This window comes from Ruegeria marisrubri, assembly GCF_001507595.1.
GTDB classification, from domain to species: domain Bacteria; phylum Pseudomonadota; class Alphaproteobacteria; order Rhodobacterales; family Rhodobacteraceae; genus Ruegeria; species Ruegeria marisrubri.
Map to the genome: position 1 here is coordinate 37,210 of NZ_LQBQ01000036.1, position 18,876 is coordinate 56,085.

At 64.3% G+C, this 18,876-nt stretch carries 19 protein-coding genes; 7 read left to right on the forward strand and 12 right to left on the reverse strand.

The features are described 5' to 3' along the window. Positions 1-16: 16 nt before the first annotated feature. The 3 genes from accC to AVO45_RS15780 all read right to left on the reverse strand — a co-directional run bounded on the left by accC (position 17) and on the right by AVO45_RS15780 (position 2,560). Complete coding sequence (gene accC, locus AVO45_RS15770; RefSeq protein WP_068348875.1) at positions 17-1,366, reverse strand: acetyl-CoA carboxylase biotin carboxylase subunit; 1,350 nt, start codon at positions 1,364-1,366, stop codon at positions 17-19. A 9-nt stretch (positions 1,367-1,375) separates the two neighbouring features. Beyond that, the gene (gene accB / locus AVO45_RS15775; protein WP_068348877.1) at positions 1,376-1,873 is read right to left on the reverse strand and encodes an acetyl-CoA carboxylase biotin carboxyl carrier protein; all 498 of its coding nucleotides are present in this window, start codon (positions 1,871-1,873) and stop codon (positions 1,376-1,378) included. Positions 1,874-2,023: 150 nt separating this feature from the next. Then, on the reverse strand, positions 2,024-2,560 hold the full coding sequence (locus tag AVO45_RS15780; RefSeq protein ID WP_068348880.1) for a helix-turn-helix domain-containing protein: 537 nt from the start codon (positions 2,558-2,560) through the stop codon (positions 2,024-2,026). A gap of 163 nt (positions 2,561-2,723) precedes the next feature. Between AVO45_RS15780 and AVO45_RS15785 the strand changes: the two genes are divergently transcribed. Further along, positions 2,724-4,232, forward strand: coding sequence for a class I adenylate-forming enzyme family protein (locus tag AVO45_RS15785; protein ID WP_068348883.1), 1,509 nt, complete (start codon positions 2,724-2,726; stop codon positions 4,230-4,232). Continuing rightward, the gene (locus AVO45_RS15790) at positions 4,229-5,032 is read left to right on the forward strand and encodes a 3-hydroxybutyrate dehydrogenase (RefSeq protein ID WP_068348887.1); all 804 of its coding nucleotides are present in this window, start codon (positions 4,229-4,231) and stop codon (positions 5,030-5,032) included. The genes AVO45_RS15785 and AVO45_RS15790 overlap by 4 nt, the downstream gene beginning before the upstream one ends. Positions 5,033-5,159: 127 nt before the next feature. On the opposite strand, the gene AVO45_RS15795 is transcribed toward AVO45_RS15790, so the two are convergent. The 5 genes from AVO45_RS15795 to AVO45_RS15815 all read right to left on the reverse strand — a co-directional run bounded on the left by AVO45_RS15795 (position 5,160) and on the right by AVO45_RS15815 (position 10,388). Then, entirely contained in the window at positions 5,160-5,915 is a 756-nt protein-coding gene (locus tag AVO45_RS15795) for an ABC transporter ATP-binding protein (RefSeq protein WP_068348890.1), read from the reverse strand. A 13-nt stretch (positions 5,916-5,928) separates the two neighbouring features. Next, a complete protein-coding gene (locus tag AVO45_RS15800; RefSeq protein ID WP_068348893.1) occupies positions 5,929-6,684 on the reverse strand; it encodes an ABC transporter ATP-binding protein in 756 nt (251 codons plus the stop codon). A gap of 12 nt (positions 6,685-6,696) precedes the next feature. Further along, positions 6,697-7,902, reverse strand: coding sequence for a branched-chain amino acid ABC transporter permease (locus tag AVO45_RS15805; RefSeq protein ID WP_068348897.1), 1,206 nt, complete (start codon positions 7,900-7,902; stop codon positions 6,697-6,699). 3 nt (positions 7,903-7,905) lie between these two features. Further along, a complete protein-coding gene (locus AVO45_RS15810) occupies positions 7,906-8,937 on the reverse strand; it encodes a branched-chain amino acid ABC transporter permease (protein ID WP_068348900.1) in 1,032 nt (343 codons plus the stop codon). Between the two features lie 104 nt (positions 8,938-9,041). Then, entirely contained in the window at positions 9,042-10,388 is a 1,347-nt protein-coding gene (locus tag AVO45_RS15815) for a substrate-binding protein (RefSeq protein ID WP_068348904.1), read from the reverse strand. Between the two features lie 233 nt (positions 10,389-10,621). Here AVO45_RS15815 and AVO45_RS15820 point away from each other — a divergent pair, with 233 nt between their 5' ends. The 5 genes from AVO45_RS15820 (at position 10,622) to AVO45_RS15840 (ending at position 16,581) form a co-directional block, all read left to right on the forward strand. Beyond that, on the forward strand, positions 10,622-11,920 hold the full coding sequence (locus tag AVO45_RS15820; RefSeq protein ID WP_068348907.1) for a helix-turn-helix transcriptional regulator: 1,299 nt from the start codon (positions 10,622-10,624) through the stop codon (positions 11,918-11,920). Between the two features lie 82 nt (positions 11,921-12,002). After that, positions 12,003-12,383: a response regulator transcription factor gene (locus AVO45_RS15825; RefSeq protein WP_068348910.1), complete on the forward strand. Its 381-nt coding sequence runs from the start codon at positions 12,003-12,005 to the stop codon at positions 12,381-12,383. Further along, on the forward strand, positions 12,380-12,688 hold the full coding sequence (locus AVO45_RS15830) for a hypothetical protein (protein ID WP_068348913.1): 309 nt from the start codon (positions 12,380-12,382) through the stop codon (positions 12,686-12,688). Before AVO45_RS15825 ends, AVO45_RS15830 begins: the two co-directional genes overlap by 4 nt. Continuing rightward, entirely contained in the window at positions 12,688-15,366 is a 2,679-nt protein-coding gene (locus tag AVO45_RS15835) for an ATP-binding protein (RefSeq protein WP_068348915.1), read from the forward strand. Before AVO45_RS15830 ends, AVO45_RS15835 begins: the two co-directional genes overlap by 1 nt. Positions 15,367-15,447: 81 nt before the next feature. After that, positions 15,448-16,581: a flagellar motor switch protein FliM gene (locus AVO45_RS15840; RefSeq protein WP_157770182.1), complete on the forward strand. Its 1,134-nt coding sequence runs from the start codon at positions 15,448-15,450 to the stop codon at positions 16,579-16,581. A gap of 5 nt (positions 16,582-16,586) precedes the next feature. Here the strand turns inward: AVO45_RS15840 and AVO45_RS15845 are convergent, their stop codons facing one another. From AVO45_RS15845 to AVO45_RS15860, 4 genes are read right to left on the reverse strand one after another with little or no spacing between them, the layout of a single operon-like run. Then, a complete protein-coding gene (locus AVO45_RS15845) occupies positions 16,587-17,018 on the reverse strand; it encodes a protein tyrosine phosphatase family protein (protein ID WP_068348922.1) in 432 nt (143 codons plus the stop codon). 10 nt (positions 17,019-17,028) lie between these two features. Then, entirely contained in the window at positions 17,029-17,460 is a 432-nt protein-coding gene (locus AVO45_RS19910) for a DUF6691 family protein (RefSeq protein WP_068348925.1), read from the reverse strand. Further along, entirely contained in the window at positions 17,460-17,888 is a 429-nt protein-coding gene (locus tag AVO45_RS15855) for a YeeE/YedE family protein (RefSeq protein ID WP_068348929.1), read from the reverse strand. The genes AVO45_RS19910 and AVO45_RS15855 overlap by 1 nt, the downstream gene beginning before the upstream one ends. Positions 17,889-17,928: 40 nt before the next feature. Then, entirely contained in the window at positions 17,929-18,792 is an 864-nt protein-coding gene (locus AVO45_RS15860) for an MBL fold metallo-hydrolase (RefSeq protein ID WP_082688834.1), read from the reverse strand. Between the last annotated feature and the right edge of the window lie 84 nt (positions 18,793-18,876).

Here is an 18,876-nt window from a genome sequence, read left to right on the forward strand (position 1 = left end):
AGCCCGGCCCGCAGCCTTACTGCGCCATGTTCTCCGCAAGCCAACGCTCCAGCCAGTGGATGTTGTAGTCGCCGCTTTGGATATCGGGCTCTTGCAGCAGGGCATGGAACAGCGGAACGGTGGTGTCCACGCCGTCCACGATCAACTCGCCCAGGGCGCGTTGCAGGCGCGCCAGCGCTTCGCTGCGATCGCGGCCATGCACGATCAGCTTGCCGATCAGCGAGTCGTAGTAGGGCGGGATCGAGTAGCCGTTGTAGAGCGCGGAATCCATCCGCACGCCAAGGCCGCCCGGCGCGTGATAGGCCGTGATCTTGCCCGGGCAGGGCGAGAAGTTCGGCAGTTTTTCCGCGTTGATCCGGACCTCGATGGCGTGGCCGTTGATGACCAGGTCTTCCTGTTTGAATGACATCGGCAGACCCTCGGCCACGCGAATTTGTTCGCGCACCAGGTCGACGCCGAAGATCGCTTCGGTCACCGGGTGTTCCACTTGCAGGCGGGTGTTCATCTCGATGAAGTAGAACTCGCCGTTTTCATAGAGGAACTCGATCGTGCCCGCGCCGATATAGTTGATCTTGGCAACCGCATCCGCGCAGATCTTGCCGATGCGGGCGCGTTCCTCGGGGGTGATGCAGGGGCCGGGGGCCTCTTCGAACACCTTCTGGTGGCGGCGCTGCAGCGAGCAGTCGCGCTCGCCCAGATGGACCGCATTGCCCTTGCCGTCGCCAAAGACCTGGATCTCGATATGGCGGGGCGTGGTCAGGTATTTCTCGATATAGACCTCGTCGTTGCCGAAGGCGGCCTTGCCCTCGGCCCGCGCGGTCATGAAGGCGCTTTCCATCTCGGCCGCGGTCTGCGCCACTTTCATGCCGCGCCCGCCGCCGCCGGCGGTGGCCTTGATGATGACCGGATAGCCGATCTCTTCGCCGATGCGCTTGGCGGTGGCCAGATCGGGCACGCCGCCGTCCGAGCCGGGCACGCAGGGCACGCCCAGTTCCTTCATCGTGTCCTTGGCGGTGATCTTGTCGCCCATGATGCGGATATGTTCCGCGGTGGGGCCGATGAAGGTGATGCCGTGGTCTTCGACGATCTGCACGAAATCGGCGTTTTCGGACAGAAAGCCATAACCGGGGTGGATCGCCTGCGCGCCGGTGATCTCGCAGGCCGAGATGATGGCCGGCATCGACAGGTAGCTTTGCGGGCCGGGGGCCGGGCCGATGCAGACCGATTCGTCGGCCATGCGCACATGCATCGCGTCGCTGTCGGCGGTGGAATGCACGGCGACCGTGGCAATCCCCATTTCCCGCGCGGCGCGGATCACGCGAAGAGCGATCTCGCCTCGGTTGGCAATCAGGATCTTGTCGAACATGCGTGATCCTTACTCGATGATGACCAGAGGCGTTCCGAATTCCACGGCATCGCCGTCGCCCACCAGGATCCGCTTGACGGTGCCGGCCTTGGGCGCGTGGATGTGGTTCATGGTTTTCATCGCCTCGACGATCAGCAGCGTGTCGCCTTCCGACACGTTGGAGCCGACGGAGACGAAGGGTGCAGCACCCGGTTCGGGTTGCAGATAGACGGTTCCCACCATCGGCGAGGTCACGGCGCCGGGGTGGCTGGCCGGGTCTTCGGCAGGCGCGGCGGCCGGGGCCGGGGCGGCAGCGGCAGCGGGTGCTGCCGCAGGGGCGGCGGGCGCGGGGACAGCCACCTGCACCGGGGCAGCGGCGGTCTGGGAGATGCGGCTGACGCAGACGTTCAGGCTGTCGTCCTCGCCATATTCGCGTTTGACCTGCAACTCGGTCAGGTCGTTTTCGCGCAGCAGCTCGGCCAGTGCCTTGATGAACGCGACATCCGCTTCGTGTCTGTTGTCTGTCATGAGTGTCCTCGACGGTTCCCCTTGGCCCGACTGTTCCTGTGGGCTCTGATCAATTTGGCGGCGTTATAAGCCATGCGACAGGCCATGAAAAGCGCCCTCATAGGCGCTCAGATGGGGTCGCGGGACAAAATTTGCCAGACCTTGCGCGGATCAAAGCGGCATGCCCGACAGTTTCGCCACCAGTTCCGAGAGCTTGCGGGCACCGAATTTTTCCAGCAGGCGTGCCCGGTGGGCCTCGATGGTGCGATAGCTCAGGCCCAGCTCGGCGCCGATTTCCTTGGCGGAGAGACCGCGACAGGACAGAATGGCCACTTCGCGTTCGCGCTGGGTCAGTTCGACGATGGGGCGCTCTTCGGAGATGTCGGAGAAACTCCAGATCCCGTGCCGGAACGGGTCGTCTGGCGTCAGCGACCGTCCCCGCGCCCGGCACCAGAACAGGTCGCCGTTGCGCCGGCGCATGACGCGCTCGTCGGTGTAGTAACCGGTCTCGCGCATGGCCTCGAGCCCGCGCGCGCCGATCCTCTCCCAGTCGGCTACCGAGGGGTAGAGGTGCAGCAGCGGCATGTTGCGGTAGTCCGCCTCTTCGCCGCCGAACATGCGCGCGAACTGCATGTTGCAGCGCCGGATGATCCGGTTCTCCAGTTCGACAAGGCCGATCGGGGCGTATTCGAAGGCGGGGTCGCTCATGGCTGCATGGTGCCGAGTATTTTTACGGAATTGAAGAGGCTGCCGGCCGGATCGTAGGATTTTGCCATAGTTTCCGGGGAGGAGAAATGAGGCAGATTGCATATCCAGAGCGAATGCCGCCCTTGAGGCGACATGGTGAACCGGCGGCGGTCGGAGCAGTCGCATGAACATCGCTCTGTGGCTTCAGCGTCAGGCGCAGCTGAACGCGGATCGGCCGGCGCTGTTTTCCGGTCGCGACATGGTGGCGGATTACGGCGGCTTTCACCAAAAGGCGTCGCGGGTCGCGGGCTGGCTGGTCGCCCAAGGCGTCAGGCCGGGCGACCGGGTGGCGATCTTCATGAAGAACTGCCCCGACTACCTGATCGCGCAATATGCCATCTGGTATGCCGGTGCCGCAGCGGTGCCGGTCAATGCCAAGCTGCACGGGCGCGAGGTAGCCTACATCCTCGGCAATTCGGGAACCGGCGTCACCTTCACCTCTCCGGGGCTGACCGAGGCCCTGGTCGAGGCGGGCATCGAGGGCAGGCTTGTCGATATCTCGGGGCCGGACTACACCGCCGCCCTGACGCACGCGCCGATAGCCGAACCGGTCCATCGTGCGCCCGAGGACCTCGCGTGGCTGTTCTACACTTCGGGCACCACGGGCAAGCCCAAGGGGGTCGTGATTACCCACCGGATGCTGATGGGTGTTTCGCTGGCCTATGGGTTCGACGTGGACGAGGTCAGCGCCGAGGATGCCATCCTCTATGCCGCACCGATGAGCCACGGGGCGGGGCTCTACAACATGGTGCATGTTCTGGCGGGTGCGCGCCATGTCTGCCCGGCCTCGGGCGGGTTCGACGAGGCCGAGATATTCGATCTGGCGCGCCATTTCGGCCGGGTGCAGATGTTTGCCGCGCCGACGATGGTCAAGCGGATGACCGACGTCGCCAAGGCCACCGGCGAAAGCGGAGAAGGCCTGCGCACGGTCGTCTACGCGGGCGGGCCGATGTACCTGGCGGACATCATCGAGGCGGTGGATCATTTCGGCCCCGTTTTCGTGCAGATCTACGGGCAGGGCGAATGTCCGATGGGAATCACCGCGCTGTCCCGGCACGACGTGACCGACCGCAGCCACCCGCGCTGGAAGGAACGCCTTGCAAGCGTCGGCCGGGCGCAATCGACGGTCGAGGTCCGGATCGGGGATGAGACGGGCGCGGCCCTGCCTGCCGGCAGCCATGGCGAGATCATGGTGCGCGGCGATGTGGTCATGCCGGGATACTGGCAGAACCCCGAGGCGACGGAAAAGACGCTGGTGGACGGCTGGTTGATGACCGGCGACATGGGCTTCATGGACGCGGACGGATACGTCACCCTGCAGGACCGGTCCAAGGATCTGATCATCTCGGGCGGGTCCAACATCTATCCGCGCGAGGTCGAAGAGGTTCTGCTGACCCACCCGCAGGTGACCGAGGCCTCGGTCGTGGGCCGGCCGCACCCCGAGTGGGGCGAAGAGGTGGTCGCCTTCATCGTGGGGGATGCCGACCCGGCGGATCTCGACCGGCTCTGCACCCAGAACATCGCCCGGTTCAAGCGGCCCAAGGCCTACCTGTCGGTCGCTGAACTGCCCAAGAACAACTACGGCAAGGTTCTGAAAACCGAGCTGCGCAGGATGCTGGAGGAACAGTCATGACCGATTTGACAGGAAAGACCGCACTGGTCACGGGCTCGGTTCAGGGGATCGGGCTGGCCATAGCCGAGGCGCTGGCCGGCGCCGGGGCGCGCATTGCCGTGCATGGGTTGGCCGAGGCCGGGCAGATCGAAGAGGTCTGCCGCCACCTGCGCGACATGGGCGCGCCGGAGGCCGCGTTTTTTGCGGGCGACCTGCGCAACCCCGAGGAAATCGACGCCCTGATGCAGGCCGTCGCCGATTGGGGTGGGGCGGACATTCTGGTCAACAATGCGGGCATCCAGCACACGGCCTGGCTGGCCGACATGCCGCGCGAAACCTGGGACGCGATCCTGGCCATCAATCTCAGCGCGGCGTTCCAGACGATGCAGGCTGCGCTGCCGCTGATGGCCGAGCGCGGCTATGGCCGGGTGATCAACATTGCCTCGGTGCATGGGTTGGTGGCCTCGAAACAGAAAGCGCCCTATGTGGCGGCCAAGCATGGGCTGGTCGGCCTCAGCAAGGTCGCCGCCCTGGAATACGCCTCGCGCGGCAATCGCAAGCGCGGAGGCGTGACGGTCAACTGCATCTGCCCGGGCTGGACCAACACCGCCATCATCGAACCGCAGATCCAGGAACGCATGGCCGCCTTTGACGGCGATCGGGACGCGGCCATCGCCGACATGCTGAAGGAAAAACAGCCCTCGCTGCGGGGCTCGGACCCGTCGGAAATCGGGGCGCTGGCCCTGTGGCTGTGTTCGGAGCTTGCGCATAATCTGACCGGCGCAGCGATCCCGGTCGATGGGGGATGGACAGCGCAATAGGACTGCTCCGGGCAGCGGCCTGCCGCACCGCCTGCACGGCGTGCAGACAAAAAAATGGGCCGGCTGATCGTTCGCCGGCCCGAAGTGGTCCGCACGGCAGGTCGGCCGTGCGACGGGGAGTGTTTCGTCAGATCGCCAGATATTCGGCGCGTAGTTCCTCGTTCTCGAGCACTTCGGCGGCGGTTCCGTCGAATACGATGCCGCCGGTGTCGAGGATCACTGCGCGATCCGCGAGTTCCAGTGCCCTTACAGCGTTCTGCTCGACGATAATGGTCGTCATGCCCTGTTCCTTGATGTGGATCAGCGTTTTCTCGATTTCATCCACGATCACCGGGGCCAGACCCTCGTAGGGCTCATCCAGCAGCAGCACCTTGATGTCGCGGGCCAGCGCGCGGGCGATGGCCAGCATCTGCTGCTCGCCGCCGGACAGCGTGACGCCCTCCTGCTTGCGGCGTTCGCCGAGGCGGGGGAACAGTTCGTAGAGGCGGTCCAGGGACCAGCCGATCGGCGGCGCGATCTGGGCAAGCTGCAGGTTCTCCTCGACCGTCAGGCCCGGAATGATCCGCCGGTCCTCGGGCACCAGGCCCAGACCGGCCGCCGCGGCCTGATAGCTGGTCATGTTGTGCAACGGCTGGTGATCCAGCCAGATTTCGCCGTGGCGCACCTCGGGCGAGCCGGTGCGGGCGATTGACCGCAGCGTCGATGTCTTGCCCGCGCCGTTGCGGCCCAGAAGGGCGAGGATCTCGCCTTCGTGCACGTTGAAGCTGATGCCCTGCACGATATAGCTTTCGCCATAGTACGAGTGCATGTCCCAGACCGACAGAAACGCCGGGGCCGTCTGCGCCACGTTGGCGTTCTTGGAGAAATCGGGTTTGACGTTCATCTCTTGATCCTCCTTACGCCGTTTCGCCCAGATAGGCTTCGCGGACCTTCGGGTTGCCGCGGATGTTCTGCGGTTCGTCCTCGACCAGCGGCGTGCCCTGCGCCAGAACCGTGATGCGATCGGCCAGGCTGAACACCACGTGCATGTCATGTTCGATGATGGCGATGGTGATGTCGCGCTCGTCCGAGATCTGCTTGAGCAGGTCGATGGTGTTGTTGGTGTCGGCCCGCGCCATGCCGGCGGTGGGTTCGTCCAGCAACAGCAGGCGCGGCTTCTGGCTGAGGCACATGGCGATTTCCAGCCGCCGCTTGTCGCCGCGCGACAGAGAGGCCGAGTGCATGTGCCGCTTGTCGGCCATGCCCATCTCTTCCAGCATCTGTTCGGCCTGCTCGATGACTTCCCGCTCGTTTTCGACGGTTTCGTAGGCATGCATGCGGAAGGCCCCGTCGCGCATGGCGAAGATCGGGATCAGCATGTTTTCCATCACGGTCAGCTCTCCGAAAATCTCGGGGGTCTGGAACACGCGGGAGATGCCCATCTGGTTGATTTCATAGGGGGCCCGCCCCAGCACCGACTGGCCGTCGAACATGACCGAGCCGGTATCGGGGATCAGCTTGCCCACCAGGCAGTTCAGCAGGGTCGACTTGCCAGCGCCGTTCGGCCCGATGATGGCATGGACGGTGTTTTCCTTGACGCTCAGGTTCACGTTGCTCAGTGCCTGAAGGCCACCGAACCGTTTGCCCACGTCCTTGACTTCGAGAATACCCATGGGTGTGTCTCCTTATTCCGCAGGCTCGGTTTTGCCCGAAGGCTTGTCGGTTTCACCGGACCGCTTGCCACGGATCCAGTTGATCAGGCGTTGACCGCCCTCGACCAGGCCACCCGGCAGGAAGATCACCACCAGCATGAACAGGATGCCCAGCGTCAGGTGCCAGCCCTTGCCCACGAACGGATGCAGCACGGCGACGACGAAGTCCTCCATCCCGTCGGGCAGGAAGGCGAACCAGCCATGCAGGACGCTGTCATTGATCTTCGAGAAGATGTTCTCGAAATACTTGATGAAGCCTGCGCCCAGAACCGGACCGATCAGCGTGCCGGTGCCGCCGAGGATGGTCATCAGAACGACCTCGCCCGATGCGGTCCACTGCATGCGCTCGGCGCCGGCCAGCGGGTCCATCGCCGCCATCAGGCCGCCGGCCAGACCGGCATACATGCCCGAGATCACGAAGGCCGCCAGCGTGTAGGGCCGCGAGTTGAGACCGGTATAGTTCATCCGCTGCTGGTTCGACTTCACCGCGCGCAGCATGATCCCGAAGGGCGAGCGGAAGATGCGGATCGCCAGGTAGAAGACGATCATCATGACGACGGCGCACAGGTAGTAGCCCGCGTTGAAGTCGAAGCTCCAGGCGCCCACGTCCAGCGTATAGGTCGAGCGCATCGACAGGCCGAACAGGTGCGGCAGATCGGGCAGACCTTCGCGGTGGAAGATCTGCGGGTCATCCGCGTAGACCTGCAGGCCGGTTTCGCCGTTGGTCAGGTTGAACTTGGGGTTCGACAGCACCGAATAGGCCAGCGCAAAGCTCATCTGCGCGAAGGCCAGCGTCAGGATCGAGAAATAGATCCCCGACCGGCGCAGGCTGACATATCCGATCAGCAGCGAGAACAGCCCGGCGATGACGATGCTCAGGGCGATGGCCGGGATGACGTTGTAGCTGAGCAGCTTGAACATCCACACGGCCGAGTAGGAACCTATGCCCAGAAAGGCCGCGTGGCCGAAGGACAGGTATCCGGTCAGCCCGAACAGGATGTTGAACCCGATGGCGAAGATGCCGAAAATGACGAACCGCTGCATCAGGTCCGGATAGCCCGCGTTGAACTGCGCCATGGCGCTGTCGGCGGGGAAGGGGTTCAGGATGAAGGGCGCCAGCAACGTCAGAAGCGCGACGATGATCAGCAGGCTTGTGTCTTTCTTGTTCAGTCCCAGCATGGCTTATTCCTCCATCACGCCTTTGCGGCCCATCAAACCCCGCGGACGGGTCAGAAGAACGATGATGGCGACAAGGTAGATGATGATCTGGTTGATGCCCGGGATCGTGGTGGTCGCCCAGGTGGTCGAGGCAAAGCTTTCGAGGATGCCCAGCAGGAAGCCGGCCAGAACGGCGCCGGGCAGCGAGCCCATGCCGCCGACGACCACGACCACGAAGCTGAGAACCAGGAAGTCCATGCCCATGTGATAGTTGGGCGGGTTCAGCGGGCCGTACATGACGCCTGCCAGACCAGCCACGGCGGCGGCGATGCCGAACATGATGGTGAACCGCCGGTCGATGTTGATGCCCAGAAGGCCCACCGTTTCCCGGTCGGCCATGCCGGCCCGTACGACCATGCCGAAGGTGGTGAACTGCAGGAACGAGAACACACCCCCGATGATCACGACCGCGAACAGGAAATAGACCAGACGCCAGATCGGATAGATGATGGCGTTCGGGTCAAAGCCAAGCGCCACGCCCAGATCGACGGACCCGCTGAGCGCCGCAGGCGGCGGGGTCTGGATGGGGTTGGCGCCGAAGAAATACTTGACGATCTCTTGCAGGACGATGGCCAGGCCGAAGGTGACCAGGATCTGATCGGCGTGTGGACGCTTGTAGAAATGCTTGATCAGGCCGCGCTCCATCGCATAGCCCACGCCCAGCATGATCGGGATGGCGAACAGGATGGCCAGTGGCACGGACCAGTCGATGATGACCGCGCCCAGCTCGGGGCCGAACCAGCTTTCGACATAAGGTGTCTTCACCTTCAGCGGGTTGCCCAGAAAGTCGGTCTGGGTCTCGTCGATGACCTCGTAGCTGAGGCTGAAGATCTTCTGAAGCGTGACGGCGCAGAAGGCGCCGATCATGAACAGGGCCCCGTGGGCAAAGTTCACCACGCCGAGCGTGCCGAAGATCAGCGTCAGCCCCAGCGCGATCAGCGCATAGGCCGAGCCCTTGTCCAGCCCGTTCAGAATTTGCAGTAGGATTGCGTCCATTGTCCTTACCTTTGACTGGTCCCGGCAGCTCTCCCCGGTCGTCTGACCGGGAAGAGCCGTGTTGCGGACTCAGAGATTTCCTTGTGGAAAATCCCGCGCCGGGGTTATGCGCCCGGGTTGCACTTGCCCAGGTCGCCGCCGGCGAACATCGGGTGATCGGGTGCGTATTCCACCTGTGCCCGCGGGGTGATCTCGACGATCTCCAGCGTGTCATAGGCGTTGGTCGGGTTCATGTTGCCCCGCACGACCAGCACGTCCTTGAAGCACTGGTGGTCATCGGCGCGATAGAGCGTCGGACCATTGCCCAGCCCGTCGAACTCGAAGCCTTCCAGGGCCTCGACGACGCCGCAGGGGTTGAAGGTGCCGGCGCGTTCGCACGCATCCGCGTACAGCAGAACCTGTGCATAGCAGGTCTGGGCCGAGTTCGACGGCGGCTTGCCGTATTTCTCGCCGAAGGACTTCACGAAGGCCTTGGTGCCCTCATCCTGCAGCTGCCAGTTCCAGTTCATCGAACCCAGCACGCCCTTGATGTTCTCGCCCGCACCTGCGGCCATCAGTTCCGAATACAGCGGAACGACGATCTTGAAGTCCTTGCCGTTCACGACCTTGTCCAGCAGGCCGAACTGGATCGCGTTTGTCAGCGAGTTCACCATATTGCCGCCGTAGTGGTTCAGAACCAGCACGTCCGCGCCCGAGTTCAGAACCGGCGCGATATAGGACGAGAAGTCGGTCGAGGCCAGCGGGGTCTTGACGGTGTTGACCGTCTCCCAGCCCATCGCCTCGGTCGAGGCCACGATCGACTCTTCCTGGGTCCAGCCCCAGTTGTAGTCGGCGGTCAGGTGATAGGCCCGGCGATCGGTGCCCATTTCCTTGGCCAGCACCGGCGCCAGCGCCGCGCCCGACATGTAGGCGTTGAAGAAGTGGCGGAAGCCGTTGGCCTTCTTGTCCTTGCCGGTGGTGTCGTTGGCGTGGGTCAGACCGGCCATGAAGATCACGCCCGCCTCCTGGCAGAGGCCCTGAACCGCCACGGCCACGCCCGAGGACGAGCCGCCGTTGATCATGATCGCGCCGTCCTTCTCGATCATCGACTTGGCCGATGCGCGCGCCGCGTCCGACTTGGTCTGGGTGTCGCCGGTGACGAACTCGACCTTCTTGCCCAGGATGCCGTTGCCTTTCAGCGCCTTCGACGTGAAGGTGTTCAGGCAGCCGCCGTCGCCTTCGCCGTTCAGATGCTCGACCGCCAGCTGTTGCGCCAGCAGTTCGTCATTGCCTTCCTCGGCATAGGGGCCGGTCTGCGGCACGTTGAAGCCCAGCGTGACCGTGCCGCCGGTCGGTTCGTTGGTATAGGCCGCGGCCGACGAGGCGGTAAAGATCGTCGGCAGGGCAACGCCGGCCCCGGCAACCGCGCCGGTTTTCAGCACGCCACGACGTGTGACGGGTTTGTTGGACATAGTTTCCTCCCAATTTCCCAGATAGCGCCCTTTGGCTCCTCTTCCGCAGGGCGCGGGCACAATATGTGCAAAGCAAGTATGAGGGGGGATAAGAAAATTTCGCAATAAACCCTTTAAAACGCACCATTATTCTGAAAATATATGCACAGAATATGGCTTTGTTTTGTAAATTTTCTTATTTTGCGTTGCAGAAAGCCGTTGATATTCGGGGAAAAAGGGGGGTGAGGAGCGTTATGGCCCGTGACACTTTGACAGGCAGCCGGATCCGCGAGAGGCGTCTGATTGCCGGGCTGCGGCAAGCCGATCTGGCGCGCAACGTCGGAATCTCGCCCTCCTACCTCAACCTGATCGAACATAACCGCCGCAGAATCGGCGGCAAGCTGCTGGTGGACATCGCCTCCGCCCTGTCGGTCGAGCCCTCGATGCTGACCGAAGGCGCCGAGGCGGCGTTGATCGCGGCCCTGCGCGAGGCGGCTGCCGACGCCACCAACGTTCAGGCCGAAACGGACCGGGTTGACGAGTTCGCGGGGCGGTTCCCGGGATGGGCCAGCGTGCTGGCGCAGACGCACCGCCGCATCGGGTCGCTCGAGCGCACCGTGGAAACCCTGTCGGACCGGCTGACCCACGACCCGCACCTGGCCTCCTCGTTGCACGAAGTGCTGTCGACGGCGGCCGCGATCCGCTCGACCGCCGCGATCCTGGCCGAGCCCGGCGAGATCGAACCGGAATGGCGCGACCGGTTTCACCGGAACATCCATCAGGACGCCGAACGCCTTGCGGAAAGTTCGAGGGCGCTGGTGGGGTATCTGGACGAGAGCGAAGCCGAGGACGACCATCGCGGCGTGCCGATGGAACAGGTCGAGGCGTTCTTTGCCGCGCATGGATATCACTTCCCGCAGATCGAGGACGGAGAAGAGGTCGCGAGCGTCGCTCTGGACGATCTGGAGTCCAGCGCCGCCAGACTGATCGCGCGGAGAGTGCTGGAGGAATACGCCGCCGATGCCCGGGCGCTGCCGCTGCAGGCCCTGGCCGCAGAGCTTCGGGATGATGAGATCGATCCGTTGCAGCTTGCCGTGCGAACGGGCGTGGATTTTGCGACGGTGCTGCGCCGCCTGGCCTGTCTGCCAGAGAGCCTGATGCCGCGCGCCACGGGGCTGGTGCTGTGCGATGCCTCGGGCAGCATCCTGTTCCGAAAGTCCGTGCCGGGCTTTGCGTTGCCGCGCCATGGCGAGTCATGCCCGCTGTGGCCGCTGTTCACAGCGCTGAACCGCCCTTTGGTGCCGATCCGGCGGCGCGTCGCGCAGATGGGCCGTGCGGCGGCGGAATTCGATTGCTACGCCATCGCCTGGCCGCAAAAGGTGACCGAGTTCGACGCCGATCCGATCTACCGCTCTGCGATGCTCATCCTGCCCGTCGACAGCGCCGATTTTGGCCGGTTGAACGCGCAGCAGGTCGGCAGCAGCTGCCGGATCTGCCCCAAAAGCGATTGCGCGGCCCGGCGCGAGCCATCGATTTTGAGCGAAGGTTTTTGACAGTTCTGCAAAGGCAGGGATAATCTGAGCGGGGATGACAGGCGGCCCGGACGCCGCCTGGCCACGGGAGGAAAGGGCAAGGATGAGCCGCAAGGTTCTGCTGATAGAAGACGAACCCAACATCACCGAAGCGATCAGGTTTCTTCTGACCCGAGAGGGCTGGCAGGTCGAGACCCATGCCGAGGGAACTGATGCCGTCGAGGTGATTGTCGCTTCGCGACCCGATCTGGTCATTCTGGACGTCATGCTGCCGGGCAAGAGCGGCATGGACATCCTGCGCGACCTGCGCGAACTGGAAGGGATGAGCAAGCTGCCCGTGCTGATGCTGACGGCGCGCGGCCAGTTGCGCGACCGCGAAATGGCCGAAAAGGCGGGCGTAAGCCGGTTCATGACCAAGCCGTTTTCGAATACCGAGGTCCTGACGGCGGTGCGTGATCTGCACGCCCAGGCCTCGCAGGGATGAACGAGAAACGAAACCCGGATGCCGAACCGGCAGTGGCGCCGCCGCCGGTCTTTCTGGAACGGCAAAGCTATCGCCGCCGGCGTCTGGCGGACGCGGCGCGGCTGTTGCCGATTCTCGGGGCGGGGCTGTTCGCCATTCCGCTGCTTTGGCCCGCCGAGCCGGGAGAGGCCGATCCGGTGACCATGTCCTCGGCCATCACCTATGTCTTTCTCTGCTGGGCCTTTCTGATCGTGGCAGGCGCCGCTTTCGGCGTTGCCGCCAAGCGCATGCCGGCACGAGAGGCCAAAGAGCCGGAGTCCGAGTGATGGCAACGCTGAACGTTCTGGTGCTTGTCTGCCTGGGCTACGTGGTCCTGCTGTTCGGCGTGGCCTTCGCGGCCGATCGCCTGGCCGCCACCGGTCGCAGCACCTGGTTGCGCACGCCGCTTGTCTACACCCTTTCGTTGTCGATCTACTGCACCGCCTGGACCTTCTACGGAGCGGTCGGCTACGCGGCCCGCTCGGGGCTGGAATTCGTGACGATCTATCTGGGTCCGACCCTTGTCATGGTCAGCTGGTGGTGGGGCCTGCGCAAGCTGGTGCGGGTGGGGCGCAGCCAGCGGGTCACCTCGATCGCTGACCTGATCTCGTCGCGCTACGGCAAGTCGAACACGCTGGCGATCTGCGTGACCGTTCTGGCCGTGCTGGGGGTCACGCCGTATATCGCGCTGCAGTTGCAGTCGATCACCCTGTCGTTCAGCATCTTTGCCGAGGCCGACCCGTCGAGCATCTACAACGAGGCGTCCAGCGTATTCTGGGTGTCGGCGGGGCTGGCCATGTTCGCCATCCTGTTCGGCACCCGCAATCTGGATGCGAACGAACGCCATCACGGCGTGGTGACCGCAATCGCCATCGAGGCGGTGGTCAAGCTGGTCGCGCTGCTGGCCGTCGGCATTTTCGTCGTCTGGGGCGTCGCCGGGGGCGTCGGCCCGATCATGGACCGCATCGACGCCTCGGAAATCGGCCAGTGGAGCGTCGACCGGGGGCGTTGGACCGCGATCACCTTCCTGGCCGCTGCCGCCTTTGTCTGCCTGCCCCGGATGTTCCAGGTCATGGTCGTTGAAAACGACGACGAACGCCACCTGCGCACGGCTGCCTGGGCCTTTCCGCTCTACCTTCTGCTGATGAGCCTGTTCGTGGTGCCGATCGCGGTGGTCGGTCTGGACCTGATGCCCGAAGGCTCCAATCCCGACCTGTTCGTTCTGACCATCCCGCTGGCGCTGGGCAACGACTGGCTGGCCATGCTGTCCTTCATCGGCGGGTTCTCGTCGGCGACCTCGATGGTGATCGTGGCGGCCATGGCGCTGTCGACCATGGTGTCGAACCATATCGTCATGCCGATCTGGCTGAGTTCGCAGGGCGGGCGGGCCTCGGTTTCGGGCGATGTGCGTGACATCGTCCTGTTCTCGCGCCGCGTTTCGATCGCCGCCATCATGGCGCTGGGGTTTTTCTACTATCGGCTGTCCGGCGGCGGCGCGGCGCTGGCCTCGATCGGCCTGATCGCCTTTGCCGGGATCGCCCAGATCCTGCCGGCGCTGGTGGGGGGGCTGTTCTGGCGCGGCGCCACGCGAACCGGCGCACTTGTCGGCCTGACCGTGGGGTTCGGGCTGTGGGTCTATACGCTGCTTCTGCCGGGCATGGGTGGCGCGCTGATGCCGCCGGAGGTTTTGCAGAACGGACCGCTCGGGCTCAGCTGGCTGCGGCCGCAGGCCCTGTTCGGCATCGACGGCATGGACCCGATGGTGCATTCGGTGATGTGGTCGCTGTCGCTGAATGCGGCGGCCTTCTGCATTGCCTCTCTGGCCAGCTTCCCCAGCCCGCTCGAACGCTTGCAGGGGGCGCAGTTCGTCAATGTCTTCGACCACTCGGCGGGGCCGCGTGGCTGGACCGGGTCGGTCGCGCAGAGCGAGGACCTGATGATCATGACCCAGCGGATTCTGGGGGCCGCCGAGGCGCACGAGTTCTTCCAGAAGGAGGCCGAGCGGCAGGGCGGGCGGGGATACCTGCCCGAACCGACCCCGGCCTTTCTGGAGGCTCTCGAACGTGAATTGAGCGGCTCGGTCGGGACCGCCACGGCACACGCGATGATCGGCCAGATCGTCGGCGGCTCGTCCGTCTCGGTCGAGGATCTGTTGGCCGTGGCCGACGAATCCGCGCAGCTGCTGGAATATTCCGGCCAGCTCGAGGCGAAATCGGCCGAACTGACCCGGACGGCCCGCAAACTGCGCGAGGCCAACGAGAAGCTGACCCAGATCTCGATGCAGAAGGACGCGTTTCTGGGGCAGGTAAGCCACGAGTTGCGCACGCCGATGACCTCGATCAGGGCATTCTCCGAGATCATGCGCGACACCGAGGGGCTGACCGCCGAAGAGCGCACGCGCTATGCCGCGATCATCCACGACGAGTCGATGCGCCTGACGCGGCTGCTGGATGACCTGCTGGATCTCAGCGTTCTGGAAAATGGCCAGGTCAATCTCAACATGGGCGACGGGACGCTCAAGGATGTGCTGGACCGCGCCGTGTCCACCGCGCTGACCGGTGCCGAGCGCCCGATGCGCGTCCGGCGGAACCGGGCCGCGGAACGCATTCCGCTGCACACCGATCTGGATCGGCTGGCCCAGGTCTTCATCAACGTGATCTCGAATGCGCAGAAATACTGCGACGCGCCGGAACCGTCCCTGAAGATTTCGGTCCACGATGTCGGCGGTCAAGTGGTGGTGGATTTCATCGACAACGGCAGCGGCATCCCGCCCGAGGCGCAGTCGATGGTGTTCGAGAAATTCGCCCGCGTCGGATCGGACAAGGCCGGCGGCGCCGGGCTGGGGCTGGCCATCTGCCGCGAGATCATGCAGCGGCTGGGCGGTGAGGTGGGCTATCTGTCCGGGGCGGGCGGCGGCGCGTTCCGCGTCAGCCTGCCGCTGGCCTACAAGCAGGCCGCGCAATGACAGGCAGATAAAGACATTCGTAACCTCAGTCGGGTTAGACCGGATCTGCAATCAAGGCTTTTGCAGCAGGTCCCGAACATCATGACGACAGAGGTGGAAACGCGAACGGTCCTGGCCCGCAAGCTGCGGCTTGAGCGGGACAGGACCGAGGAGAGTCCGCGATCCCTCTTGCGCGCGTTGCGTCTTGGCCTGGCGCGGGGCGCGAGCGAGGTCATGAACCTGAAGGCTTCCGTCATCGGCGCAAGGCAGTCATGCCGGGAACAGGACGACCTGCCCCAGGTTCTGGCCGATGGGCAGCTTTACCTTGTCCTTTCGTCGCCCGAGGGGGCGAGGGCTGCTGCCTGCATCGACCCGGACTGTGTCTGCGCGATCATACAGCAGCAGACCACCGGGCAGGTGACGCCCGGGCAGACCGAAAGCCGGAAATACACCGAAACCGACGCGGCGATGGTTGCGCCGCTGCTCGAAGGAGCACTGTCCCGCGCCCTGGATCTGGTCGAGGCGGCAGAGGATCGCTGCTGCCTCTCCGGTCTTGAATATGTCGCGCGGGTGGATGACCCGCGCGGGGTGTCGCTGGTGCTGGACCAAGAAAGATACCGCGTGTGTGACCTGACCGTCGATTTTGCCGGGGGGCAGCGGCAAGGATCCATAACGCTGGTGCTGCCGGAATGTGCCGCGCCCGAGGCGCCGCAAGCCGATCCCGTGTCCTCGCGCCCGCGGCGGCTGGATCAGGCGTCGGCGGTGATCCGGGCAGAACTGACCGCCGTGATCGCCCAGTTGCAGATCCCTCTTTCGGCTCTTTCCGAACTCGGGGTCGGGGACAGACTTCCTCTGTCCGGCAACAGCCTGGGCCGCGTCCGCCTGTTGACGATCGAAGGCCATGCGGTTTCCACCGGGCAACTTGGTCAATGCGACGGCATGCGGGCGGTTCGCCTGAGGGAAAACCCGCCCGAGCTTGGGGCGACCCGGTCCATCAGCGGCAGTTTCAGACAGCTTGAGGCCGCGACGACGGACAAGGATGCCCCATCAGCCGTCGCCAACGCGGATGTCCCTGCGGGTCGGGATGGCGTGCCGGATGCAAACGCCTCACGAAGTTCCGGGGTTTCCATCCCGACCGGCACAGACCTGCAAGCGCCCGGGCCGGCGCCAGCCACGGATTCGTCGGCCGGGGCCGAACAGGCGGATGCCGAAAACGCCGCAGGGGATCCTGGTTGAACGGTTCAGCCCGCGGGGCTGCACAGCTGCTCGAGGGTCGGGCGCAGGTTGTCCAGTTGATAGCCCGCGGCCCGCGTTTTCCCGAGGATTTCGTCGGGGCTCATCTCGCCGCACTGTCCCAGCGCCCAGACCACCGAGCAGCGGGTGCCCGAGGCGCAATAGGCCAGAACCGGGCCGTCGCTGGCGTCAACGAGGGCGCGCTGCCGCGCCACGTTTTCGGGGGTCATGGTCTGATGCGTCAGCTCCAGGACCTCGTATTCCAGTCCCGCCGCGCGGACCGCAGCCCCGATCGCATCGGATTGCTGCTCGGGCGGGACTTCGGAATTCGGGCGGTTGCAGATGACCTTGGCAAAGCCCGCCGCGGCGATGGCCGGGACATCCTCGACCGTGATCTGGGGCGAGACGGCGTAGCGGGGGGTGATCGGGCGAATTTCCATGACGGTTCCCTTATGTCGCGGCTGCAAGCCTGTTGAGTTGCGCGTCAACCTTGGGGGCCAATAGCATTCCGGCCACCATCGCCGCAACAAACACGATGCCGCCGGGTCCTGCATAAGTGATCGACGCGATGGCCGGTCCGGGGCAAAGCCCGGCCAGACCCCAGCCCGCACCGAACATCACGGACCCGGTGACAAGGCGGCGATCCACTTCCGGTCGCGGCGGGGCGGGGAATGCACCACCGGCCACTGGCCGGCGTCCCTTGGTCAGGCGCCAGGCGAAGAACATCGGGATGACGGCTCCTCCCATGACGAAGGCAAGCGTCGGATCCCAGTCGCCGAACACGTCGAGCCAGCCCTGCACCTTGGTCGTGTCGGTCATGCCGGAAACGAAAAGGCCGCCGCCGAAAAGAGCACCTGCAATCAAAGCCAGAACGAGCCGCATCAGATCACCCCCAGAACATGACGGAAAACCGCAAGCGTAAGGCCGCCTGCAAGGATGTAGAAAACGGTGGCGACAATGCCACGCAGCGAAAGGCGCGAGATGCCGCAGACGCCGTGGCCCGAGGTGCAGCCGTTGGCAATGCGCGTGCCGACACCGACCAGCAAGCCGGCGGTGACCAGAACCACAAGGTCGTCCGTCAGGTGCGTGTCGATCTCGACATTGTAGAGCGGCCACAGAACCAGCGGTGCCACGATGACACCGAGAAGAAAGACGATCCGTTCCGCGGCGGTGTTTCTGCCGCTGCCGTCAACGAGGCCGCCGAGAATGCCGCTGGCGCCCATGATGCGCCCGTTACCGAGCAGAAAAACCGCCCCCCCGAGGCCGATCAGCCCGCCGCCGACCAGGCCCCAGATCCAATCCGTTTCCATGTGTATTATTCCCTGCTGTTCGCGCGTTTGATGTTGGTGGTCAGAGTTTGTTGACCGGAAGTTTCAGGAAAACGTCGCCCTGTTCATCCGGCGGCGGCATGTGGCCTGCGCGCATGTTCACCTGCAGCGAGGGCAGGATCAGCCGCGGCATGCCAAGCGTCGCATCGCGGGCGTCGCGCATCCGGACGAATTCCTCGATGCTCTTGCCCTGACCGATGTGAATGTTGAGCGCCTTCTGTTCGCCCACGGTCGTTTCCCAGGCGTATTCGTCCCGGCCCGGCGCCTTGTAGTCGTGGCCGACGAAAATGCGCGTTTCGTCCGGCAGGGCCAGGATCTTCTGGATCGACTTGTAGAGCGTTTCCGAAGACCCGCCCGGGAAATCGCAGCGCGCGGTGCCGAAATCGGGCATGAACAGCGTGTCGCCGACAAAGGCCGCGTCACCGACCACGTAGGTCAGGCAGGCCGGCGTGTGTCCGGGCGTGTGCAGCACGTCACCGCGCATCTGGCCGATATGAAAGCTGTCGCCTTCGGAAAACAGCGCGTCGAACTGGCTTCCGTCCCGCTGGAACTCGGTGCCTTCGTTGAAGACCTTTCCAAAGGTTTCCTGCACGATGGTTATGTTCTTGCCGATGCCAATCTTTCCGCCCAGCTGTTCCTGCAGGTAGGGGGCTGCAGACAGATGGTCGGCATGCACGTGGCTTTCGAGGATCCACTCGACCTTCAAGTCTTCGGATTTCACATAGTCGATGATCGCGTCGGCCGAAGCGGTGTCGGTCCGCGCAGCGGCATGGTCAAAGTCCAGCACGCTGTCGATGATGGCGCAGGCGCGCCCCTCTGGTTCGCGCACAAGATAGGACACCGTAAAGGTGGCTTCGTCGAAGAAGGCTTTTACAAAGGGTGTCATCCGTCTCTCCATTTCCATTCCTGCATTTCATATATAGATTTTGGAATATGGCGCAATGCCGCAAGAGTCGATTTGTTCGGACGT